At 38.3% G+C, this 23,788-nt stretch carries 18 protein-coding genes; 14 read left to right on the top strand and 4 right to left on the bottom strand.

The features are described 5' to 3' along the window. Nucleotides 1-16 precede the first annotated feature (16 nt). The 3 genes from GTH24_RS14430 to agaR are packed head-to-tail and all read right to left on the bottom strand — an operon-like array spanning nucleotide 17 to nucleotide 3,333. Complete coding sequence (locus tag GTH24_RS14430; protein ID WP_072069320.1) at nucleotides 17-1,207, bottom strand: SIS domain-containing protein; 1,191 nt, start codon at nucleotides 1,205-1,207, stop codon at nucleotides 17-19. Nucleotides 1,208-1,219: 12 nt separating this feature from the next. Continuing rightward, the gene (gene kbaZ, locus GTH24_RS14435) at nucleotides 1,220-2,500 is read right to left on the bottom strand and encodes a tagatose-bisphosphate aldolase subunit KbaZ (protein ID WP_072069321.1); all 1,281 of its coding nucleotides are present in this window, start codon (nucleotides 2,498-2,500) and stop codon (nucleotides 1,220-1,222) included. 53 nt (nucleotides 2,501-2,553) lie between these two features. Further along, nucleotides 2,554-3,333, bottom strand: a complete 780-nt coding sequence (gene agaR, locus GTH24_RS14440; RefSeq protein ID WP_036912386.1) for a transcriptional repressor AgaR — start codon at nucleotides 3,331-3,333, stop codon at nucleotides 2,554-2,556. A 535-nt stretch (nucleotides 3,334-3,868) separates the two neighbouring features. Here agaR and GTH24_RS14445 point away from each other — a divergent pair. The 7 genes from GTH24_RS14445 (at nucleotide 3,869) to GTH24_RS14475 (ending at nucleotide 11,429) form a co-directional block, all read left to right on the top strand. After that, nucleotides 3,869-5,104 carry an anaerobic sulfatase maturase gene (locus GTH24_RS14445; RefSeq protein ID WP_164526562.1) on the top strand — a complete coding sequence of 412 codons (1,236 nt, stop codon included), beginning with the start codon at nucleotides 3,869-3,871 and terminating at the stop codon, nucleotides 5,102-5,104. A 38-nt stretch (nucleotides 5,105-5,142) separates the two neighbouring features. Continuing rightward, nucleotides 5,143-6,753, top strand: coding sequence for a sulfatase family protein (locus GTH24_RS14450; protein ID WP_164526563.1), 1,611 nt, complete (start codon nucleotides 5,143-5,145; stop codon nucleotides 6,751-6,753). A gap of 54 nt (nucleotides 6,754-6,807) precedes the next feature. Next, nucleotides 6,808-8,283 carry a DUF2264 domain-containing protein gene (locus tag GTH24_RS14455; protein ID WP_115350712.1) on the top strand — a complete coding sequence of 492 codons (1,476 nt, stop codon included), beginning with the start codon at nucleotides 6,808-6,810 and terminating at the stop codon, nucleotides 8,281-8,283. Between the two features lie 114 nt (nucleotides 8,284-8,397). Further along, nucleotides 8,398-9,252, top strand: coding sequence for a tagatose bisphosphate family class II aldolase (locus GTH24_RS14460; protein ID WP_072069325.1), 855 nt, complete (start codon nucleotides 8,398-8,400; stop codon nucleotides 9,250-9,252). Continuing rightward, nucleotides 9,249-10,220 (top strand): sugar kinase, encoded by a 972-nt coding sequence (locus GTH24_RS14465; RefSeq protein WP_115350713.1) that lies wholly within the window; start codon nucleotides 9,249-9,251, stop codon nucleotides 10,218-10,220. The genes GTH24_RS14460 and GTH24_RS14465 overlap by 4 nt, the downstream gene beginning before the upstream one ends. After that, a complete protein-coding gene (locus GTH24_RS14470) occupies nucleotides 10,201-10,842 on the top strand; it encodes a bifunctional 4-hydroxy-2-oxoglutarate aldolase/2-dehydro-3-deoxy-phosphogluconate aldolase (RefSeq protein ID WP_164526564.1) in 642 nt (213 codons plus the stop codon). Before GTH24_RS14465 ends, GTH24_RS14470 begins: the two co-directional genes overlap by 20 nt. A gap of 5 nt (nucleotides 10,843-10,847) precedes the next feature. Next, on the top strand, nucleotides 10,848-11,429 hold the full coding sequence (locus GTH24_RS14475; RefSeq protein WP_072069327.1) for a DJ-1/PfpI family protein: 582 nt from the start codon (nucleotides 10,848-10,850) through the stop codon (nucleotides 11,427-11,429). A gap of 86 nt (nucleotides 11,430-11,515) precedes the next feature. Here GTH24_RS14475 and GTH24_RS14480 read toward each other — a convergent pair whose 3' ends face one another. Further along, nucleotides 11,516-13,222, bottom strand: a complete 1,707-nt coding sequence (locus GTH24_RS14480; protein ID WP_164526565.1) for a phospholipase — start codon at nucleotides 13,220-13,222, stop codon at nucleotides 11,516-11,518. A 1,220-nt stretch (nucleotides 13,223-14,442) separates the two neighbouring features. On the opposite strand from GTH24_RS14480, the gene tssB reads away from it, so the two are divergent. The 7 genes from tssB to tssH all read left to right on the top strand — a co-directional run bounded on the left by tssB (nucleotide 14,443) and on the right by tssH (nucleotide 23,788). Next, the gene (tssB, locus tag GTH24_RS14485; RefSeq protein ID WP_072069330.1) at nucleotides 14,443-14,940 is read left to right on the top strand and encodes a type VI secretion system contractile sheath small subunit; all 498 of its coding nucleotides are present in this window, start codon (nucleotides 14,443-14,445) and stop codon (nucleotides 14,938-14,940) included. 23 nt (nucleotides 14,941-14,963) lie between these two features. Next, the gene (tssC, locus tag GTH24_RS14490) at nucleotides 14,964-16,511 is read left to right on the top strand and encodes a type VI secretion system contractile sheath large subunit (RefSeq protein WP_072069331.1); all 1,548 of its coding nucleotides are present in this window, start codon (nucleotides 14,964-14,966) and stop codon (nucleotides 16,509-16,511) included. Nucleotides 16,512-16,523: 12 nt separating this feature from the next. Then, complete coding sequence (tssK, locus tag GTH24_RS14495) at nucleotides 16,524-17,861, top strand: type VI secretion system baseplate subunit TssK (protein ID WP_072069332.1); 1,338 nt, start codon at nucleotides 16,524-16,526, stop codon at nucleotides 17,859-17,861. After that, nucleotides 17,858-18,526 carry a type VI secretion system protein TssL, short form gene (tssL, locus tag GTH24_RS14500; RefSeq protein WP_072069333.1) on the top strand — a complete coding sequence of 223 codons (669 nt, stop codon included), beginning with the start codon at nucleotides 17,858-17,860 and terminating at the stop codon, nucleotides 18,524-18,526. Before tssK ends, tssL begins: the two co-directional genes overlap by 4 nt. Then, complete coding sequence (locus tag GTH24_RS14505; RefSeq protein ID WP_241253969.1) at nucleotides 18,526-20,244, top strand: OmpA family protein; 1,719 nt, start codon at nucleotides 18,526-18,528, stop codon at nucleotides 20,242-20,244. The genes tssL and GTH24_RS14505 overlap by 1 nt, the downstream gene beginning before the upstream one ends. A gap of 22 nt (nucleotides 20,245-20,266) precedes the next feature. Further along, a complete protein-coding gene (locus GTH24_RS14510; protein WP_023583757.1) occupies nucleotides 20,267-20,758 on the top strand; it encodes an Hcp family type VI secretion system effector in 492 nt (163 codons plus the stop codon). 363 nt (nucleotides 20,759-21,121) lie between these two features. Further along, nucleotides 21,122-23,788 (top strand): type VI secretion system ATPase TssH, encoded by a 2,667-nt coding sequence (gene tssH, locus GTH24_RS14515; protein WP_164526566.1) that lies wholly within the window; start codon nucleotides 21,122-21,124, stop codon nucleotides 23,786-23,788.

Consider the following 23,788-nt stretch of genomic DNA (forward strand, 5'->3'; position numbering starts at 1 on the left):
CTCTTATTATATTTTATTAATTTAAAGCAGACTGTGTGTCGTCTTTTTTGTATGAGAACGGATAAATAGTGACGCCTTGTACAACGCGGTTGATTTCTCCTGTTGGAGACGGGTTATCAGGCGTATTCCCTAGTGCAATGGAACTGTGAAATGCGAATGATTGCGCCAACATCAAGTAAGGGAACAATAGCGCCACATCTGAACAGTTCTCTAACGCAGGAATATAAACAAAACTCTCTGGCGAAAAAGCTTTATCATTTCGTGCGGTGATCGCGATCACCTTGCCTGATGCATTATCGTGAATAACCTCTCGTAATAAGTCAGTCTCGTATTGACGAGTGTAAGGATCATTTGAGAAGAACATCACCACTAAAGTTTCTTTATTTACAATAGACTTAGGTCCATGTCGAAAGCCTAATGGAGTATCAAAGCTCGCTACCACCTTACCGGCTGTAAGCTCTAACATTTTCAGCGCAGCTTCTTGCGCTAAACCTTGCAATCCACCGCTTCCTAAATAAATAACCCGTTTAAACTTACCCGCGTATTTATCTCGAATAATTTGATTCGCTTTATTAAACTGCGCTTTATAGTGACTAAAAAAAGGTGCGATAGAATCACTAAAGACGTTATCTCCTAAAAAAATAGTCACTGCAGCCATCATCATGGATGAAAAGCTAGAGGTCATCGCTAAAGAACGGTCATTGGATTCTTCAGGCATCAACAATGCCAATGCACTACTGTTGTTTTGGCAATACTGATAAAGCTTGCCATTTGCATTACATGTCAGCACTAAGTGATGACACTGAGATAGACATGCAGTCGCAATATCTAACGCTGCCACACTTTCAGGACTATTCCCTGAGCGCGCAAAAGAGATTAATAACGTTGGGATGTCTTCTGCTAAATATTCTTGTGGATCAGCCACTAAGTCGGTTGTTGCAATCGCATCTACTCGGCGTTTTGTATGACCACTTAAAATAGGGGCTAATGCTTTTCCAGCAAATGCGGATGTACCTGCACCTGTTAAAATAATTCGCGCATGAGGCTCTGCGAGCGCTTTATCTAAAAAAGCTTCAATATCAGCACGTTTCTCTTTTACTGATTGCCACGTTTTCTTCCAACATTCTGGTTGTTGCTCAATTTCTTTCGCAGTCCAAAATGCATTCAGTTGCTCTAATTTAGCGGTCTGATAGCTTAAATATTCCATGGTTTCCCTCAATTAATGGACATAGCACGCATCGGCATACACCGATAACACATCACGAATTTTCGCAATAACAAAAGATTCAGGGGAGCCGTCAATCATGCCTTCTCTAAATTGGGTAAATTGATAAGGGAGGTATTGGCTTAGTAACGGCAATGGAATTGGTTTAACGGATAAGTTATCCATTAGCGTATCGATAGCAGCATTAATTTCAGCATCAGGCCAGTAATAACGGATACGATCACTAAAACTATACACTCGAGCAAAGGCTTGTTGTCGCTCATCACCGTGATAATATTTTTGCCAAAATCCAGGCTCACGGCACATCAGTTGTTCCATTTTTTCACGCAATTTAGAACACTGTTCTTGAGGGAATAATGTTTCTTCAATGGCGCAAAGTGCATATAATCCTTCGCGCATTGCAAAGGTTAATGCGGGTCCTACTTTTAAAATGGCAAAATGATCATGAACGAGTTGTTTATAAGCCGCTTGGGTTTGATAGTCAGTAGAATGGGCTTCAAAAACTAGATGAGAATAATCGTTCACGACTTGGCTTAATGATTGTGCTTCTTCGGATTGGTAATCAATAATCCCCGTATGATCGAACTCAACGCCGGGTTGAACCACCAAACCAATAACACGTTCCCAACAATCACCTACACCAGCATGTTGAAAAGCTTGGCGATGGCATTCTAAGGTTTTACGTGCAGCATCAGGTGAAGTAACTTCAACAGTATCAAGCTCTTCAGCGGCACCGCCCGGTACGGGCACTTCGGTACCAACCACATAGACAATATCACTATAACCAAAAGTCTCTTTTGCTGTCTGTTCTGCAATAACAGCAAGACGTGCAGCACGGGATGCCACAATTTCATCAGTTAAAGGAACAGGATCGTCAGCACAAGACATACTGCAATCAAGGTGGATTTTTTTGAAACCAGCGGCAACATAATGTGCAATCAACACATCTGCATTCGCCATCGCTTCTTCAGCGTTTAGATGCTGCCAACGATTAGGCCCTAAATGGTCACCACCAAGAATAAGTTTCTCGATAGAAAAACCGACATTTTCAGCCTGTTCGATAACATATTGGTAGAAGTCAGCGGGAGTCATTCCCGTATAACCACCAAACTGATCAACCTGATTAGAGGTGGCTTCAATTAGCAGAAAGGAATCATTATCCAGCGCTTGTAATAGAGCTGCTTCTATTACTAAAGGATGGGCAGAACAAACAGAATAAATACCATTCTGTTTGCCTGATTTGTGTTGCTGAACAATCTTTTCTAAAGGATGCATTAAATACTAACTCCATAATCAACACCGGCGGTGTTGCTAATGGAGTTAGCAAATTACGATGCCTTATCGTCGACGATAATCACTTCGATTTTGTGATCTTTCAGTTCCTGAATATATTCTTCAGGGATACCTGAGTCGGTCACTAATATATCAATATCACCAAATTCTCTGATCATATGACAGCTGCGTTTACTGAATTTCGTAGAATCTGCAACCGCAATAATCGTTTCTGAGATATCACACATTAAACGGTTAAGGCTGGCTTCCTGTTCATTGTGTGTAGTAATACCAACACGTAAATCGAATCCGTCAACACCTAGAAAAACCTTATCAAAACGGTAATTTCTAAGACTATTTTCAGCTTGTGAGCCTGAAAAAGACAACGCACTTTTTCGCAATACACCACCGGTCATTAATACTTCCACACCTGAGGTATTTGCTAACTCCATTGCGACATCCAGACCGTTAGTCATGACCACTACATTTTCGCGCGACTTTAAGTGTGTCGCGATTTCGCGAGTAGTTGTCCCCGAGTCAAGAATGACGGTGTCTCCATCCTTTATCAGCGTTGCGGCAGCTTTCCCGATTAATGTTTTTATGCCCGCGTTTTGTCCACGTTTTTCGTGGATACTCAATTCGGCAATAAATCCTGTGTTAGGAATTGCTGCACCATGAGAGCGAACGATATAACCATTTTTCTCAAGAAAACTTAGATCGCTGCGGATAGTGACACTTGAGACTTTAAATAATTCAGCGAGATCTTCGACTCTGGCTTTACCTTGTTGGTTTACCATATCGAGGATTTCCATACGCCTCTCAACTGCCGCTTTCACTTTCGTCTCCTTACGAAACCAAAAGACCTTCTTTCGATTAGTTTCGAATTTAGTTTACTACGCCAATTTTAACCGACAATGCAAAAAAACAAAACTTTTGATCTCTTTCACAAAGTTTCGATTCATCATCGAATGCTTACGATTATTTTCGTGTCATTTCAATGATAGCCTTCAGGCCATCAGTTTCCAATAAATAAAATGATATAACGCAACACTATACTTATGATTACACCACATACAGCTAGATAAAACACAATAATATAGATTTAATTTCGCCTTATCTCACAAGATACAGATTAAAACTTCATAGCACTCATTTGTTTTCGAAAAACAAATCAAAATAAATAGCTCAAATAGTCAATAGAATATGAAATAGTATCGAATCGAAAGTATTTTTATCGAAAATAGCGGTATTTAACTTTCGAAAAAACCTTTCATTTACTTTCGTTATTTCGTATTTGTGATTTTAATCTCTTTTGTTTTGATAAATTTTACGTAATGTAACAGGATAAAAAAGAAACTCAGGAAATGACTAATGGCATTAAATCAACCTGCTTATTTTCATATGATGGCAAAACCTACAAGCTACCACTGTAATATTAAGTGTGAATACTGCTTTTATCTGGAAAAAGAAAATATTTTTCCAGATGAAAAAAAAGAAACAGGCCATACCGTAATGCCAGATGGTGTGCTTCGTCGTTATATTAAAGATTATATTCAATCACACAGCGGTGATCAGGTTGATTTTTCTTGGCAAGGTGGAGAGCCAACACTTGCAGGATTGGCTTTCTTTGAACAAGTTGTCAAATACCAAAAACAATTTGCTAACGGTAAGACAATTACAAATAGTGTACAAACCAATGCAATTGCCATTAATCGCCAATGGGCACAATTCTTTGCTGATAATCATTTTCTATTAGGCGTTTCAATTGATGGTATTGAAGCTGTTCATGATAAATATCGTATTTCTGTCAATGGAAGCCCTACTTTTGAACGAGTAAAACGTGCAATTAAATTACTCAATGAATATGGCGTCGAATTTAATACACTCACTGTCGTTAATGACCAAAACTGGAATAAAGGAAAAGAAACTTATCAAGCCTTAAAAGAATTAGGTTCTACTTTCTTTCAATTTATTCCCATCGTCGAAGTCGATAGACGCTTTCCTCATACTCATGGAGGACATTATGCACCGGGCCCTAATGCACAATTAGCGCCTTTTTCTGTTCCAGCAGAAGGCTATGGACAATTTATGGCTGAAGTATTTGATGAATGGGTACGGCAAGGCGATATCGGGAAAATATATATCCGCTTATTTGATAGTTTATTAGGCACATGGATGGGATATCCTGCATCAACCTGTATTCAATCTAAAACCTGTGGTCAAGCATTGATCATTGAAGCCAATGGCGATGTTTACTCTTGTGATCACTATGTCTATCCCGCCAATAATTTGGGCAATATTCATCAAAACAGCCTTGCTCATATAGTCACATCAAAACAGCAACAGCGCTTTGGCCAAAATAAATATGATAAACAAACAAGCCTTTGCAAACAGTGTGAAGTGCAAAGCTTATGTTATGGCGGTTGCCCTAAACATCGCATTATTACTATTGAAGGCGAAAAATATCGCCATAACTACCTATGTCGCTCTTATAAAAAAATATTTCACCATACCGCGATAGGCATGCAATTAATGCAACAAGCTATTTCACGTGGGGGCCTTGCTAGTGATGCACTTCCTGCGATGAAAAAAAACTACTTAAAGTAACTCTTTTTATTTTATCTTGTTTATTCTGGAGACAATCCGTGATCTTACCTTCTGTTAAAAAAAGCTTACTCGCTGGGCTGATTGCTACGTCATGTTTAAGTATTCCAATCACTGCCAATGCAGGTGGTACACCTGAAAAGCCGAATATTTTGCTGATAGTGATGGATGATTTAGGTACAGGGCAACTTGATTTTGTACTGGATACCTTAAATGCCGATGAATTAGCACAAAGACCAACACCGTCGCGTTATGAAGGCGATATCAATAAGATGGTTGAAGCTGCACGCATTGCAATGCCAAATGTCAGTCAAATGGCTACAAATGGTGCCAAAATGACCAATGCATTTGTTGCTCATCCTGTTTGTGGACCATCACGAGCTGGTATTTTTACGGGGCGTTCTCCTGCAAGCTTTGGTACTTATAGCAATGATGATGCTATTTTAGGTATTCCTAAAGATATCAAACTATTGCCTTCACTTTTTCAAGAAAATGGCTATGCCACAGCCAGTATTGGAAAATGGCACAATGCAAAAGTGATCCACAAACCGAAAATTAATGAAAGTAAGCAAACTCGTGATTATCACGACAACATGATCTCAACACCAGAAGTAGGTTACGCGCCCCATGAACGAGGTTTTGATTATGACTTTAGCTATTACGCATCGGGTGTGGCTTTATGGAATTCACCTGCATTTTGGCGTAATGGTGTCAATGTTCCCGCGCCAGGTTATACCACGCATCTGTTAACGGATGAGACCTTAAAATTTATTGATGAGCACAAAGATAAACCATTCTTTATTAATCTCTCCTATAGCGTTCCTCATATTCCGTTAGAACAAGCCTCACCCGCTAAATATATGGAGAAATTTGATACTGGCAATGTTGAAGCAGATAAATACTTTGCTGCCTTAAATGCAGCCGATGAAGGCATTGGTCAAATAATTGCAAAATTAAAAGCAAATGGTGAATTAGAAAATACACTTATCTTTTTCTTATCCGACAATGGCGCAGTTAATGAATCACCAATGCCAATGAATGCAATGGATAGAGGCTTTAAAGGACAAATGTTTAATGGTGGGGTCAGAGTACCTTTTATTGCTTATCAACCTGGCACTATTTCAGCTGGTACAAAAAGTGATGAGATGATCTCCGCACTTGATATTTTACCGACTGCGCTACAAACAGCAGGTATTGCTATTCCTGACAACCTAAATATTGAAGGGAAAAACATCATGCCTTTACTCAAAGGTGAAACAACAAAATCCCCTCACAACTATCTTTATTGGGCAGGTCCTGGCACTAAACATTACAGTGAAGAAAACCAAGAGTTTTGGCACGGATATCACCAATGGATAACCTATCAACGTAAAACACCGCCTACAAATCCTAATTTAGAAAAGCTCTCTAAAGGTGCTTGGGCTGTGCGTGACGGTGAATGGGCACTCTATTTTTATGATGACGGGAAAAATCAGCCTCAACTTTTTAACGATAAAAACGATCCGGCTGAATCAATCGATCTTGCTAAACAAAATCCACAAAAAGTGACAGAGCTAAAAAATGCGTATTACCAGTGGATCAAAGATAAGCCAAAGCCCGTTCTTTGGGGACAAGATCACTATCAAATATTAGTGGATTCTGCAAAACCTTAATATTCAACTTCCGTTTTGTTTCGCAAGGATGCGTCTTTTTTCTGAGATACGAAAATGGCTATTAAAATTGCATCTTCAGCACGTCCAAAACTCCCTTATGAGCACCCAAACGTAGAAATCTATCAACGCTTATTTAAGGAAAATATCATTCGACGATTAGTCAGAAAATCAGCTTATCGTCGCTATGACAAAACGATCACTCACTTTTTTAATGATGAAAATCAGTCACTTTTCTCTTTATGCGAAATGTTGACACAGTATGTCACTCAAGCTTTTCATCATTATCAAGTCTGGGGTTACTCCCATGCTTATTATCCCGGCAGTCCTGGACAACAAACCGCCAGAACAGATGCCCTTGAAGGAGTGAGTCGAGTTCTTCCTTTATTAGCAGCATGGATTGTCAGTAGCAAAAAAAGCACCTTAATGGGATTAAATCAGCAAGCATTTAATTTACCATTAATGATCAAACAAAGTTTTATTCATGGCACTGATCCGCTTCATAAAGGCTATTGGGGAAAACTTGAAAATTACGATCAAAGAATTTGTGAGGCAGCGGATTTAGCGCTCACACTCTGGATAAGCCGTGAATGGGTTTGGGATACATTAACACCTGCTACACAACAACAAATTATTGTTTGGTTTGAACAAGTTAATCACTGTGAAATTGTTGATAATAATTGGCATTTCTTCCCTCTTACCGTCCAGTTTGTGATTAAAGCACTCACAGGAAAAGACACGATTACCCATTGGCGTTATGAACGATTAAAAGAATTTTATGTTGGTAATGGATGGTTTCGAGATGGTGCAAAAGGTAATTATGATTACTACAATGCGTGGGGTTTTTACTATTCACTGTATTGGTTAGCACAAATTGACCCTCAATTCGATACGGCATTTATTACTCAATCACTTAACACCTTTAATCAACATTACCTTTATTTTATGACCCCAAAAGGTATTCCTTTTTTTGGTCGTAGCGCCTGCTACCGCCTTGCGGTTTCTGTGCCATTATTAGCGGGTGTCGATTTGCATTGCCCTTCAGTCAAAGTAGGCGAGGCAAAACGCGCCTTTGAAAGTAGCCTACGTTATTTTATTTCTCAAGGCGCATTAAAAAACGGTGCGCCAACTCAAGGTTTATTTAATCACGATCCCCGTTTAGTTGATAACTACAGCGGTCCTGCTAGTAGTTTTTGGTCATTACGTGCCGTCATTATCGCGCTTTATTGTGCCGATCGAATCAATTTATGGCAAACACCTTCACTTCCTTTACCCATAGAAAAAGATAACTTTCGTTTCGAAATTCCTGCAATTCAAGCTTTAGTAACTGGAGTGAAAGCAACACAAGAGGTAACCGTCATTTTTTGCGAAGATTATACGACTCAGCAAACCCCATTAACTCGCCGTTTAGAAAAACAAACCTTAGCACAAAAAGTCGCGGAAACCGTGATAGGACAGTCTAGACGACCGAAAAATAATTTATTACGCAAAGGGATCACCAGTTATAGCTCGAAAATGGCACATTTTTTCTAATCACCTTTCATTTGCTTTCAGTGCGAAGGGAATAAAAATGTGATTTAGATCTTTTACCTTTCTATTTCTTTCGTTTATTATAATTCGTAATTAAACGAAAGATGAGAGGCAAACATGTATCTGGTTTCTACTCGTAATATGCTCAATAAAGCACAGCGTGAAAATTATGCTGTGCCTGCTTTTAATATTCACAACTTGGAAACTATCCAAGTTGTGATGGAAACGGCTGCTGAAATGGCATCCCCCGTTATTTTAGCAGGTACACCAAGTACGTTTGCTTATGCAGGTAGTGATTATTTGATCTCTATTTGCCAGCAAGCCGCAGAACAATACCGAATTCCCGTTGCACTACATTTAGATCATCATGAAGACATTCCTGATATTTGCCATAAAGTCACTTCAGGCGTGCGATCAGCCATGATCGATGCCTCTCATTTTCATTTTGAAGAAAACATTCGTATCGTCAAAGAAGTTGTTAACTTCTGCCATCATTGGGATTGCACGGTAGAGGCTGAATTAGGTCGCCTTGGTGGACAGGAAGATGATCTTATCGTTGATGCTAAAGATGCCCTATTCACCGATCCTGATTCGGCAGTACAATTTATTAAAGCAACTGGCATTGATTCATTAGCCGTGGCAATCGGCACCGCACATGGCATGTATAAACATGAACCTCATCTTGATTTTGATCGTTTAGAAATTATCCGCCAAAAGACTGATATTCCGTTAGTTCTCCATGGTGCATCAGGGATCCCTGATGATGATGTACGCCGTTGTATTGATTTAGGTATTTGCAAGGTCAATGTTGCAACTGAACTAAAAATTGCTTTTTCCAACGCGATTAAGCAGTACTTTTTAGATAACCCTGATGCAAGTGATCCTCGCCATTACCTTGTACCGGGCAAAGCCGCAATGAAAGCGGTGGTTGCAGATAAAATTCGTGTCTGTAAAAGTGATGGGAAACTGTGAAAACAAATAGAACTGTCGCCATTATTGGCGAATGTATGATTGAACTCAGTGGTCAACCTTTTCTACCGCAACAACAGCGCTTTGGGGGTGATACGCTCAACACCGCGCTGTATTTATCACGACTAGAGCCTTCATTACATCCTCGCTATATAACGGGTTTAGGCGCTGATACTTACAGTACCTTAATGAAAAAAGCATGGGAAGAAGAAGGAATTAACTGCCAATCTGTTATTACTATTCCTGAAAAACTTCCCGGCCTATATGCCATTGAAATTGATCCTTGCGGTGAACGTAGTTTTCATTATTGGCGTAATGATGCGGCCGCACGTTATATTGCAGCAGATAGCCGTTTTACAACACACCTCAATGCACTACCTAATAATAGTGTGATTTACCTCAGCGGAATTTCTCTTGCTATTTTAACGCCGAAAGGGAAAGAGTCTCTACTCACACAATTAATCCACCTTAAACAGCGTGGGATCACCTTAATTGTGGATTCAAATTATCGACCTCGTTTATGGGATTCAATACCTCATGCGCAAGAGTGGTTTGAAAAACTGTACAGGCTTAGCGATATCGCTTTAGTTACGGGTGATGATGAAAAAATGCTTTGGCAACAACCCATTTTGACAGAACAAAGCATTGCACAACGCCTTCATCAATGGGGTAATCAAAACGTGATTGTTAAACTCGGTGCTCATGGTGCTTTCTGGTCTGATGGCATAGATACGGGCTATATCGCTCCAAAACCGATTGATTCTGTTGTTGATACTACCGCTGCGGGCGACTCGTTTAATGCTGGTTTTATTGCCGCTTGGCTACAAAACAATCACTTACCAACTTGCTGTTTATGGGGAAATACATTAGCTGGGCTCGTTATTCAACATCACGGCGCCATCATCCCTCATAAAGTCACCGATTCATTCTATACATTAATCAAGGATAACCATGACACAGTCAATTGTTGATACACTTTCCTCACTGAAAGTGATCCCCGTGATCCAAATTAATCGCGCTGAAGATGCAATCTGGCTGGGTGAAATTCTAACCCAAAATCAATTACCTGTTGCTGAAATCACTTTTCGTACACCTGTGGCAGCTAAAGCTATTAAGCTAATGCATGAGCATTTTCCTGAGCTTATTTTATGCGCGGGAACAGTATTAACGGCACAACAAGCAGATATGGCAAAAGAAGCAGGAGCAAGCTTCGTCATTTCTCCAGGTTATAACCCAAATACAGTTGATTATTGCCTGAATAATGGAATCGACATTGTGCCGGGAATTAACAATCCAAGCCAGATAGAAGTTGCCCTTGAAAGAGGCCTAACTTTAGTTAAATTCTTCCCAGCAGAAGCCTCTGGCGGTGTAAAAATGCTAAAAGCACTTGCGGCACCTTACGCACAAGTGCAATTTATGCCAACTGGTGGCATTAGCTTAAATAATGTCAATGATTATCTCGCTATTCCACAAGTGGTGGCATGTGGCGGTAGTTGGATTGCAACTACCAAAGCGATTGATAAACAAGATAAGCAAACCATTGTTAATCAGATTCAAAGTATCCATTCATTACTAAATATCAATAAAGGATAAATAAAATGAAACAGGTTGCCGTTTTATTAGCAGACGGGTTCGAAGAAGGTGAAGCCGTTGTTTTTATTGATATCATGCGCCGTCTTGATATTCATGTTGATGTGCTTTCTTGCATGGATACGTTAGTATTAAATACTTATTTTGAAACTAAAATCAGTGCGGATTTTCTATTAACAGAAAAGCTAACACACAATTATGACGCAATAATGATGCCTGGTGGTCCTAAAGGTACCGATCGTTTATGTGCTAACGAACAAGTTATTCAATTTATTAAACGCCATATTGCTGAAGATAAATACATTTGTGCGCTATGCTCTTCTGGGGCAAAAGTATTAGCTGCACATCATCTTCTTGAAGGCCGTAACTACAGTACAGGTGATAAATTGGCTGATAAATATGAAGATGGCAATTATCTTGATCAAGATGTCGTTGTCGATGGAAAATTTATCAGTGCAAAAGGATTAGGTGTAAGTTTTGAATTTGCGTTTACTGTAGCTCGCCATTTATTAAGCGACAATACAGAAAAAGTAGACTGGCAAGCTAATCATATTTATTTCAAACACTGGCCGTTAGATTACCTAAAATAGCTAACTTAATTATTATTAACGATATAAAGGGGATTTACTCCCCTTTATATTTTCATTTTTAATAATGATAAATCAGTATACAAAAATTATTTTTGTTTAAATGCATGAGGCTCAGAGTAGTGCCACAATTTATCCCAATACTCTTTAATAAAGGTGCTAACAGCCTCTTCACCTTCAACAAGATAGTTAAATTCTGACAAATATCCTGGGTACATATTATCTGAACCAACAATATACAATTCATCATCGATAATAGTCACTTTTGCATGATTCCCTGGTGCTGGCGCAACTTTAGGATAAATACCACTCGCATTAACCAATGACCAGAACGGATGTCCAATATCACCTTTTTTAGGGGGATCTTCGCTCAGTGGCGCTTCTTTTAGTGTGGCTGTATAAGATGATTCATCTGCATCAGACCATTTATAAGTTTTACCTTCCGTTTGTAGTGCTTTTGGTACTTTATCGGTAAAAAAGAATGGTGCAATTTTAATACGACGTAGTGCTGACTCACGAATTTTATCGGGATCAGAAATAACAGTATCGGTCTCGATATCATGTGTCAGATAATATTTAAATAATTCAAATGTTCTTTGTGCACCAGAGCCAAATGAATATTGATCGCCATTCGCGCCCGCAGCTGCATCTAATGGTGAAACGACAATTTCAACTTCTAATTCTGGATTTTTTAATAACGCTTCAATGATCCAATGGCAAACTGGGTGATCTTTCCATTTTTTCTTCCATGCGCTCACAACATCTTGCTGAGACATACGAATTTTTTTCTTCGCATTTTTTATAAGGTATTCCTTCATTTTTTCGGAACCTTTCTTATAATCAGTGCGCATATCAGCCCCTTCCCAATATTTTCCTACTGAAAAAATACGGTCAGTTTTAAAAAAGCCTTCGTCCGGCGATTTAGCTAAGTTTTCTTCATTTATCTTTTTAATTTCTTTTAGAATACTTTTTTTCGTTAATGGATCGGCAATGTGATAACTTGCTTTTTTAGCAACCCATTCATTTTTTTTACTATCAAAATATTCTTTTGTAATTAAATCCTTACCCACATCCCACATATTATTTAAAAATAGCTGTGAATGAAGTGCAGACTCACCAATAACTTTAACTGAAACATCATGAACCGGTGGATAGCTTTTAAAAAGATCCATATTTAAATTATGACCACCAACAAAAGCTTCACTACCATCGACAGCAATAATCTTTGTATGATTCCATGTCATTCGTGTATCTAATTCAGAAATAAAATCTTCTGGTAGCACTTTTTTTTCTAAAGAAACTTTTAAGCCATCAATAATACGATAAAAGCGACCAATCCAAATATCTGGAATACATTCCCAATATTTCCCACGCTCTTTAATCAATTCAATAAGATCTTTTTTCAATGCCAGATATTCAGGTGTTCCACTAAAATAATATTTCACACCGTTTAATAAAACGGTTGGTGTTTGTGCAAATAAAAATCGAATTTGCGTACGTTCTTTACGCCCTTTCTTTTCAGAAAAAGATTTATCAATTGCAGCAAGAATAATTTTACGCCACTCCTCATCAGGAGCATTAAGCGATGAAATATCACAGCGATACAACATTTTATCTAAGATAGATGTAATAGCCTGTTCAAACTCAGCCTCACGTTCTATCGCTTTTGGCATAATTTCTTTACCAAATGGCATTCCCCATACATGAGGAGTATCAAAAATCTTCACATAATTATTTTCTGATGTTTCATTGAAGAAACCTTTTAATTCTGTTTTTAATCCATCAATAAGTTTCATAATATTCCTTTATTTTATAAACAGGACAACTATATTATTTAAATAAAAATTTAAATAATTAGATTTTCAATTAAGATAGATAAAATATTTTCATTCCTATAAAAATATTTTTATCAGACATATGACAACTTGATATAATTTCAATTATCTCTACATAATACTCACCCTCTTTTATCATTAAAAAAACCAACATCTTATATTTTAGGCATTAATAATAATAAAGACATTATTATTAATAATAGTAACTTAATAATAAATAACTGTTGTTATCAAACTACAAAAATAATTAAATATATATTTATTGGCCTATAAATTACTCCTTATAAATTATTATTTGTTAGCTTAACCTCTTTTATAATTAATATTTAACAGATATAGCTGTATTATTTTTATCAGGAGAAAATATGAGTTTTGCAAATAGAGTTAAATCAAGAAGAGATACCTTAGGGCTTACTAAGACTGACATTACCCAAAGTACCCCCTAATAATAACTAACTCTGTTATTGGGGGAGTTATATCAAAAACAGTTTTATCTGTTTAATGCTTTCGTTATAGATTTTAAGATAAATAATCTTGAATCTTATTATTGTTTAGGCTGTGCCTTCACGTATTTTTTCTTCTGTTTGATAATAATGCCTATGAACAGAAAATAGCTAAATATCATGTAATATGCTGTCATTATCCTCTATATCCCATAGAGTATCATTATCGACATACGCATAACTACCACTCCCCTCAATGTTTTTTTCATTACTAATTAATGTCTGACCAATTAGATCCAAAGTGATTTAGCTCATATCTCTTCATGACTTAACTTACATTCTTGTTTCTCCACTTTCAATTACTAACCAAATGAAACTAAATAAAATGTTATAATATACAGAGTAAATTATTAAACATATATTCTATGTACAAATACTGAGTAACGGTGTTCTTTACAACCCATAACAGAATAAAATAAAAAGTTAATCAATAAAGACTATATAATAATTTAAAATTAAAATGATAATAGAAATATAAAACCAATAAAGTATTTACTCATTTTTATTGTTACATTTTATTTTTTAGAGATACCTCTTAAATTCATTAAGATAAATTGATTTATTTAAAATTATTTAATATAAACAACCATACCTTAAGTTAAATTTCTTGGTAGTGAATTTACTTATTATGACCACTCTCAAGAGATCCTTTATTCGTTTTAATACAAGGATTTTATTATGTCAGATAGTTTTCAAAATGAAGTTCCTAAAGCGCGGGTAAATATAAAACTCGACTTACACACAGGTGGTGCACAGAAAAAAGTTGAATTACCTTTAAAACTATTGGCCATTGGTGACTACAGTAACGGAAAAGATAAACGTGTTCTTTCAGAAAGAGAGAAGGTCAATATTAATAAAAATAATTTCAATAGTGTTCTTACTGAATTTTCCCCATCGATCAGTCTTACCGTAAAAAATACATTAACGAATGATGGCAACGAAGAAAATATTAATCTGTCATTTAAAGAAATGGCTGATTTTGAGCCAGAACAAGTTGCTCGCCAAATACCGCAACTTCGCGCCATGCTAGCAATGCGTAATCTCTTGCGTGACTTGAAATCTAACCTCCTCGATAACATCACTTTTCGCCGTGAACTCGAAAATATCCTTAAAGATCCTGCATTAAGTGATGAATTACGCGAAGAACTCTCTCAACTCGCTCCGAAAAAAGATTAATTGGGTTTTATCATTACAGGATTATGCTTATGTCAGTGAATAGCGAAAGTATTTCAAAGAGTACAACAACTGTACTTGATGAACCGACCAATAGCGGTGTTTACGCCTCTCTCTTTGAGAAAATCAATCTCACCCCCGTTTCTCAGGTGAGCGATATTAATATCTTCCAAGACAATAGTGCTCTGGCTGATACAACTGCAAATGAACGCGTTACAGTTGCGGTTCAAGTTTTTCTCGAACGGCTGAAATCTTCAGGCCAAAAGGTTGAACGTTTAGATAGAAATCTACTCGATCACCATATTGCAGATTTAGATAGACAAATTAGCGAACAACTTGATGAAGTCATGCATCATGCTGATTTCCAAAAAATAGAATCAGCATGGCGTGGACTAAAATTCTTAGTGGATCGCACTGATTTTCGCCAAAATGTGAAAATCGAATTACTCGATGTAGCTAAAGACGATTTACGCCAAGATTTTGAAGATTGCCCTGAAACTATTCAAAGTGGTCTTTATCACCATACTTATATCGAAGAGTATGATACTCCTGGTGGTGAACCTATTGCAGCCATTGTCTCTAATTATGAGTTTGATCGTAGCCCACAAGATATTGCGTTATTACGTAATATTGCAAAAATTTCAGCGTCCGCACATATGCCATTTGTTGGCTCTGTTGGCCCTGCATTTTTTGGTAAAGACTCTATGGAAGAAGTCGCCGCCATAAAAGATATCAGCAACTATTTTGACCGTGCTGAATACATCAAATGGAAATCTTTCCGCGACTCTGACGATGCCCGCTATATTGGCTTAACAATGCCTCGTGTTTTAGGTCGCCTTCCTTATGGCCCAGATACCGTTCCTGTACGTAGTTTTAATTATATTGAAGAAGTAAAAGGCCCAGATCATGAGAAATATTTGTGGACAAATGCAACCTTTGCTTTTGCCGCCAATATGGTGAAAAGCTTCATTAATAACGGTTGGTGTGTTCAAATTCGAGGCCCTCAGGCTGGCGGAGCGGTAAAAGATTTACCTATTCATCTTTATGATTTAGGAACAGGAAGTCAGGTAAAAATTCCATCTGAAGTGATGATCCCTGAAACACGAGAATTTGAGTTTGCTAACCTCGGTTTTATTCCATTGTCTTACTACAAAAACCGCGATTATTCTTGTTTCTTCTCTGCAAATTCTGCGCAGAAACCCGCGATTTATGATACCGCTGATGCAACAGCAAACAGTCGTATCAATGCGCGTTTACCTTATATTTTTCTCCTTTCACGCATCGCACATTATCTGAAATTAATTCAGCGTGAAAATATTGGTACTACGAAAGATCGTCGCTTATTAGAACTCGAATTAAATAATTGGGTTCGTAGCTTAGTCACTGAAATGACTGACCCAAGTGATGATTTACAAGCTTCTCACCCACTTCGTGATGCCAAAGTCGTTGTAGAAGATATTGAAGATAATCCAGGATTTTTCAGAGTGAAACTGTATGCCGTTCCTCACTTCCAAGTAGAAGGAATGGATGTAGATCTCTCGTTAGTATCTCAAATGCCAAAAGCGAAAGCATAAGGTGAAGCACGGATGAAAATATACCGCCCCCTCTGGAGTGATGGGGCCTTTTTGGCTCCTCAGCAATTTCAACAACAAGCACGATGGGATAGCTATCTCATTAGCACTATCGCCAATATGACGATAGCATCAACATGGGGCGTGATTTGTGCTGAATTTGATGAAAGTGCTTTAACTATTTCACGCCTTAGCGCACAAAAATTAATTGTGCGTTTTCCTGATGGAACTCTGATCGATACGACACTTGCTGATAATTTACCGCCAGTCAATGAACTCAGCCATTATTCCCAACATCAAACACTTGATATCGTATTAGCTCTACCTTTATTGCAAGCCAATGGTGGCAATCTAATGCAAGAAGGTCGCTCTGATAGACCGCAACAATTCTATCAGGAGTGGATGAAAGTCCAAGATTTAATTGGTCAAGAACAAACGGATATTGCCGTATTACGCCACAGTATTACTTTACGCTATGCTCATGAAGAAAACAGTGCTTATATGACTTGCCCTGTTGCTCGGTTAATTCGTAACACTCAAGGCGCATGGGAACTCGATCAACACTTTATTCCTCCGTTGCTCAGTTGTAATGCAAGCGCTGAATTAACTACTTTATTTTCAGAGTTTATGCATCGTTTAGTAGCGAAACGCCGCCGCTTAATGACGATGCGCAGAGAAAATAATGAGCAAATGGCTGATTTTGCTGTTGCTGATGTGTCACTCTTTTGGTTATTGAATGCCATTAATAGTGCCGAACCAGTATTAAGTGAATTATTATCATCAATGAGTCGCCACCCTGAACTTCTTTATCGAGAATTAGTTCGTTTAGCAGGGGCACTACTGACATTTTCACTCGATCATGAAAATGGTGATATTCCCCTTTATCAACACGCTTTTCCTGAACAGGTTTTTCCACCGTTATTTAATTTACTTAACACTTTATTAGAAGCAAGCTTACCTTCTCGGGTAATTAGTATTGTACTTGATAAAGAAGGACCTTTTTGGCGAGGTGAATTGCATGATCCTCGCTTACGTGAAGATGCAGATTTCTATCTTTCAGTACGTTCTGCATTACCTGCTCACTTGCTAATCACTCAATTTCCATTGCTTTGTAAAGCAGGTAGTAATGACGACGTTGCCAGTGTCGTTAACGTGGCACTTAACGGTATTCCATTACAACCATTAACGCATGTTCCTGCCGCTATCCCTCTACGTTTAGAAAACCACTATTTTGCTCTTGAACTCAATAATTCAGCGGGCCAAGCCATGCTGTCTTCAGGTCATTGCGCCTTTTATGTACCAGGAACATTAGGTGAAATTCAACTCGAACTTTTTGCGGTACTTCGCTCATGATGACTCATTCAAGAACAATTAAAAATAACCTGATTGATAGCCTTTTTGCTGATACTTGGTTAATGGTATGTCAGTTACGCCAAGGCGCCGAAATCTCTGATGGCAAAACGTTTTATCGACGCGTTTGCGAACATATTGACAAAACACGCCAAAATCTTACTGAAAAAGGTTACTCACCATCCGCCATTGAAAACATGCTCTACGCACAATGTGCTTTAATTGATGAAAGCGTGATGAATAGAACCACTCGTGATGATGGTTACTTACAGTGGATACAATCTCCATTACAAGCAAAATATTTCAATACGTTAGAAGCAGGAGATAAACTTTGGGATAGATTGCGTAATCTATTAAATGAACCAGCACCAAATCATGATGTGCTTATTTGTTTTCATCGTGTTATTACGCTTGGTTTTGTCGGCAAATATCGCCAAACCGATGCTCCAGAGCGGGAGCAAATAATTGAGTTACTTAATACCCAACTTCCCACTTATGCCCTATCAAGTGATTTACCTTTAGTAATGAAACCCAAAAACCGAATGAATCGTCGCCACCTATATTGGTTAGGGTGGTTAGGCGGATTTATCGTGATTGCAGCATTGTGGTGGGGCTTTTCTGTGTCATTAGAACATTTACTTCAACAATGGGTAATTCAAGGACAGTGATGCAAAAAAATAGAATAAAACAGTGTGTTACATTGTTTTCAGCAAGCTTACTATTATGGTTAATTTGGGGATTTGGGTCTTTTGGTAAAGAGATCTCTTTTTTCCTGACGGCGTTTATTTGTATCGTCACACTCTCTTTATGTATTTGGTTTCTCCGACAACAAAAAAGCATACCTTATCTTAAAGATACTCAAACAAACCAACTTCCTCCTGAAAATTACCAAGGTGATGTTGTTATTGTTTGTGGTCAATCACAAGCTCTTTTTGAAGAAAATCAAACTTATAGAGAAACAGCTAAAGGCTGGTATATCTGTGCGTCATCACCAATTGATTTGATTAACATTACTCAGCATATTAGTGATGTTTCACCTACTCAATTTAACCGTTTATCACTGTTATATTCTCTCTTACCGGAACAACTATCACACATAGAGGAAGTTACCCAAGAGACACTAAATTGGCGTAGAGCTATTAATGAATGTAATAAGAAAGCGGGTAAATCACTGCCATTTTGGGTGACTCTCTATCTTAATTCACCCATTGATTATCTAAACTCACATCTTGATGACACTACACCCTGGATCATTCATTTAAAAGATCAGCAAGAATTACTCGTTGTTTCTGATAACTTAGCAACACAGCCTATTTCAAGATGGTTATCACAAAATACTAAGCACGTTGAACATCAACTCACTATGGCACTCTGGATTGATCAATTACTTGCTTGGTTAAAAAATACGTTTATTCCCCTGCTTACAGTTGCTCAATCTGGTGCTCCAAGCCTTATTCCTGTAGCTTGGGCAATACAATTCACTACTGTATCCACAGTTTCAAATAGCTGCTGGGCTCAATTTATTCATCATAAAACTACATTATTTCCATCTATTACTAAAGCACCCAATCAAAGTGAAGAATTGCCATTACCTGATCTCCTGATTAATAAATTCACCCACGATGTCAACTTACTGCAAATAGAAACCACCTTTGGTGTTGTTGGCATGATCTGTGGATTATTTCTTATTGGAGCAATATCAGGAAGTTATCATCATAACAAACAGCTAATTTATGATATAGGTAATGATATTCATCACTTTAAAAGTTTTACCGATGAAAACTTAGAGCCTAAAAAAGTAGCTTATAAACAGTTACTTTCAGATGCAGCTTTCCTCTCCCATTGGCAACGAGAAGGTATTCCTGCTCGCTACTCTTTAGCGTTATACCAAGGTAATAATATATTGCCTTACTTGCATGCTTTACTCAGTTCATGGTCCCCACCACTGCCACCAGCTCCCATTATCGTACAAGAAGTCCCTGAAATGGTGACTTTAGATAGCCTTGCTCTCTTTGCTTCTGGTCAATATGAATTAAAAAATGAAGCCACCAAAGTCCTTGTTGATGCACTTATCAATATCAAAGCGAAGCCGGGTTGGTTAATTGTCATTTCAGGATATACCGACAATACCGGTAACTCTGATTTAAACCAAAAACTCTCGCTCAAAAGAGCTGAAGCTGTACGCGACTGGATGATCAAAACCAGTGATATCGCACCATCTTGCTTTGCAGTGCAAGGATATGGTCAACATCAACCTGTTGCAGATAACTCAACACTCGGCGGGCGTGCCCGTAATCGTCGAGTTGAAATTCGCCTGATACCTCAAGCCGATGCTTGTCAGGTATTAGCTGATGACCTTACGCCACTGAAGGATGGTGGCAACTAAACCTTAGAAAGGAGATGTAATTATGGCTATTCCTGTATACCTCTGGTTAAAAGATGACGGTAATGCTGATATCAAAGGCTCTGTGAATGTTCAAGATCGTGAAGGCAGTATTGAAGTCGTCGCTCAAGATCACAACTTGTACATTCCAACAGATAACAATACTGGCAAATTAACCGGTACACGTATCCATACTCCATTTATCTTCGTTAAAGAAATCGATGCCTCTAGTCCGTATTTATACAAGGCAGTTACAACGGGACAAACCTTGAAAAAGGCGGAATTTAAGTGGTATCGCATCGATGACGCAGGTCAAGAAGTTGAATATTTCAACACCACACTTGAAAACGTCAAAGTCGTAAAAGTGGCTCCTAAAATGCACAACATCAAAGATCCAACCAAAGAGAAACACAATCACCTTGAAGAAGTTGAATTGCGTTACGAAAAAATCACTTGGACTTACAAAGACGGAAATATCATTCATTCAGATTCATGGAATGAACGCGCTACTGCGTAACGCTGAAATAAACAGGCGGTTAACCGCCTGTTTTTAAAAATATTTAAATTAAAACACCATTACCTAATTACACCCTAAATAGTTCAAAGCACGACTAGCAATACTCTGAATAGCTCAAAGTACGTCTAAATAGTTCAAAGCACGACGAGTAATACTCTAAATAGTTCAAGGTGTAGCTAGGCGACAAATGAATGAGTCACTAGGAGCATACATAAGTATGTGACTAGTGCGAGTGAGTGCAGTCAACAACGCTACAACTTGAAATATGACGAGTAAGAAATGACCTTATGAGCCTCGGTCTATGGCTAAGGGCGGTAGCGTACCTAAACCCTCTCAATAGGAACTTCAATACTGGGAAAAAATATGGAAAATCAATCTGTCATGCTATTACGTCGCTTAAATCCTTATTGTGCAAAAGCGCTGGAAGCTGCGGCCTCATTATGCCAAACCCGTGCCCATGCAGAAGTGACTATTGAACACTGGTTATTAAAAATTCTCGAACTCGGTGAAAGTGACATTACTGTATTAGCCCGTCGTTATGAATGGGATTTAACGGCACTTTGGCAAAGCTTACTTGATGCAATTGATAAATTACCTCGCTCTATACATAGCCGACCTCAATTATCCAAGCCCTTACTAGAATTAATCAAAAATGCTTGGGTTATTGCATCTCTTGATGAAGATATAGAACACATTCGCAGTGTACATCTCTTGCATACCATGACAAAACAGCCAGCATTAATTCAACTTGATGCACTCTGGCCTTTAATGACATTGGGGGAGACACAACTACAACGATTAAGACCTCTACTTGATGCTCAATCTGATGAAAGGCCTGAAGTTCAGCAACTAGCTTCTTATAATCATTTACCTAAAACCCCGCTTGCGCCAAATAATGAAGCTACCACAACATCTTCAACAGCAGATAGTGCCATTATTGGCGATACATTAAGTGATGCCCTTCTTGCTGTCTTAAATAAATTCACTCTTGATGTAACAGAAAAAGCGCGCCTTGGTGAAATTGATCCCGTATTTGGTCGAGATGACGAAATTCGCCAAATGGTTGATATTCTCTCTCGTCGGCGTAAAAACAACCCTATTCTTGTTGGTGAACCAGGTGTCGGTAAAACCGCACTGGTTGAAGGATTAGCATTACGTATTGCTGAAAAAAATGTCCCGATCAGCTTACAAACCACCTCATTACGCACCCTCGATTTAGGTTTATTACAAGCAGGAGCTGGCGTAAAAGGTGAATTTGAACAACGACTAAAAAATGTTATTGATGCCGTTCAACAATCACCCACGCCAATACTGCTTTTTATCGATGAAGCTCATACCATTATTGGTGCAGGTAACCAAGCCGGTGGTGCCGATGCCGCTAATTTATTAAAACCAGCATTAGCACGTGGTGAATTACGTACCATCGCAGCAACCACTTGGTCAGAATACAAACAATATTTTGAACGTGATGCGGCATTAGAACGTCGTTTCCAAATCGTAAAAGTTGACGAGCCGGATGATGAAAAAGCTTTTTTAATGTTACGAGGACTTAAATCCCGTTATGCTAAATATCATGGTGTACATATTACCGATGATGCAGTAAAAGCAGCCGTCACCTTATCTCGCCGTTATTTAACAGGTCGCCAACTTCCAGATAAAGCCGTTGATTTACTTGATACTGCCAGTGCGCGTATTCGGATGAGTTTAGATACCTTACCAGAAGAACTCACCCGCATTAAAGCCAAACGTTATGCTTTTGAATTAGAACAAAAAGCGATTTTTGATGATATCACTATTGGTAATTTAGCGAATCAAATCAAACTACCCGATTTATCTACTCAAGATGCCCAGCTTGCTATTCAACTCGAAACATTAAAACAACGATTTGAACAAGAAAAAAAGATTATCTATGAGTTAATTGAAAGTCGTCGAGATCCTGAAAATGCAGAGCTTTCAGCACAACTTCAGCAACAACTTATTCAGTTACAACAAGACGCTCCATTATTAAATCCCGATGTTGATGTTCGTACGGTAGCAACTGTTATTGCTGATTGGACTGGCGTTCCGCTTTCAAGCCTACTTAAAGATGAACAAATTGGCCTGTTAGAGCTAGAAAGTAACTTATCAAAATATGTCGTTGGTCAAGACAGTGCCTTACTCGCGTTAGCCCAACGTTTACGTGCATCCAGAACAGGATTAGTGTCTGAAAATGGCCCTCATGGCGTATTTTTATTAGTGGGTCCAAGTGGTGTCGGTAAAACAGAAACTGCGCTTGCGTTAGCCGAATGCTTATTTGGTGGTCAAAAGTCTTTAATCACTATCAATATGTCTGAATATCAGGAAGCACATACTGTCAGCCAATTAAAAGGCTCGCCTCCAGGTTATGTTGGATACGGTCAAGGTGGTGTATTAACTGAAGCTGTAAGAAAACGCCCTTATAGCATTGTGTTATTAGATGAAGTTGAAAAAGCCCATCGTGATGTTCTCAATCTTTTCTATCAAGTATTTGATAGAGGCTTTATGCGTGATGGTGAGGGTCGAGAAATTGATTTTCGAAATACCGTTATTTTAATGACTGCAAATTTAGGCAGTGATTATTTAATGCAACAACTGGAAGAGTCACCATTAAGTACAGATAGCGATTTACAAGAAACACTTCGCCCTATTTTACGTGAACATTTCCAACCTGCATTACTGGCACGCTTCCAAACATTAATCTATCGCCCTCTTGATGCCATTGCATTACGTACCATTGTTGAAATGAAGTTAAAGAGTGTCATTAAACGGCTTTATACCCACTATCGATTAACCGGTATTGTCGAAGAAACGCTCTACGATACCATTGTTGATGCCTGTTTATTACCAGACACTGGCGCTCGAAATATCGATAGTCTGCTTAATCAACAAATCCTCCCTATTCTTAGCCAACAACTTCTTTTACGCCAAGCCAATGCAGAGAAATCACAGTATGTCATTTTGGGCTATAACGATGAAGATGGAATAACGCTGAGCTTTAGTGATGAGTTGTAG

The organism is Proteus vulgaris (assembly GCF_011045815.1).
GTDB classification, from domain to species: domain Bacteria; phylum Pseudomonadota; class Gammaproteobacteria; order Enterobacterales; family Enterobacteriaceae; genus Proteus; species Proteus vulgaris_B.

Coding starts and splice junctions, on each gene's coding strand:
- GTH24_RS14430 (WP_072069320.1), bottom strand. CDS start 1,207: ATGGAATATTTAAGCTATCAGACCGCTAAATTAGAGCAACTGAATGCA.
- kbaZ (WP_072069321.1), bottom strand. CDS start 2,500: ATGCATCCTTTAGAAAAGATTGTTCAGCAACACAAATCAGGCAAACAG.
- GTH24_RS14445 (WP_164526562.1), top strand. CDS start 3,869: ATGGCATTAAATCAACCTGCTTATTTTCATATGATGGCAAAACCTACA.
- GTH24_RS14455 (WP_115350712.1), top strand. CDS start 6,808: ATGGCTATTAAAATTGCATCTTCAGCACGTCCAAAACTCCCTTATGAG.
- GTH24_RS14460 (WP_072069325.1), top strand. CDS start 8,398: ATGTATCTGGTTTCTACTCGTAATATGCTCAATAAAGCACAGCGTGAA.
- GTH24_RS14470 (WP_164526564.1), top strand. CDS start 10,201: ATGACACAGTCAATTGTTGATACACTTTCCTCACTGAAAGTGATCCCC.
- GTH24_RS14475 (WP_072069327.1), top strand. CDS start 10,848: ATGAAACAGGTTGCCGTTTTATTAGCAGACGGGTTCGAAGAAGGTGAA.
- GTH24_RS14480 (WP_164526565.1), bottom strand. CDS start 13,222: ATGAAACTTATTGATGGATTAAAAACAGAATTAAAAGGTTTCTTCAAT.
- tssB (WP_072069330.1), top strand. CDS start 14,443: ATGTCAGATAGTTTTCAAAATGAAGTTCCTAAAGCGCGGGTAAATATA.
- tssC (WP_072069331.1), top strand. CDS start 14,964: ATGCTTATGTCAGTGAATAGCGAAAGTATTTCAAAGAGTACAACAACT.
- tssK (WP_072069332.1), top strand. CDS start 16,524: ATGAAAATATACCGCCCCCTCTGGAGTGATGGGGCCTTTTTGGCTCCT.
- tssL (WP_072069333.1), top strand. CDS start 17,858: ATGATGACTCATTCAAGAACAATTAAAAATAACCTGATTGATAGCCTT.
- GTH24_RS14505 (WP_241253969.1), top strand. CDS start 18,526: ATGCAAAAAAATAGAATAAAACAGTGTGTTACATTGTTTTCAGCAAGC.
- GTH24_RS14510 (WP_023583757.1), top strand. CDS start 20,267: ATGGCTATTCCTGTATACCTCTGGTTAAAAGATGACGGTAATGCTGAT.
- tssH (WP_164526566.1), top strand. CDS start 21,122: ATGGAAAATCAATCTGTCATGCTATTACGTCGCTTAAATCCTTATTGT.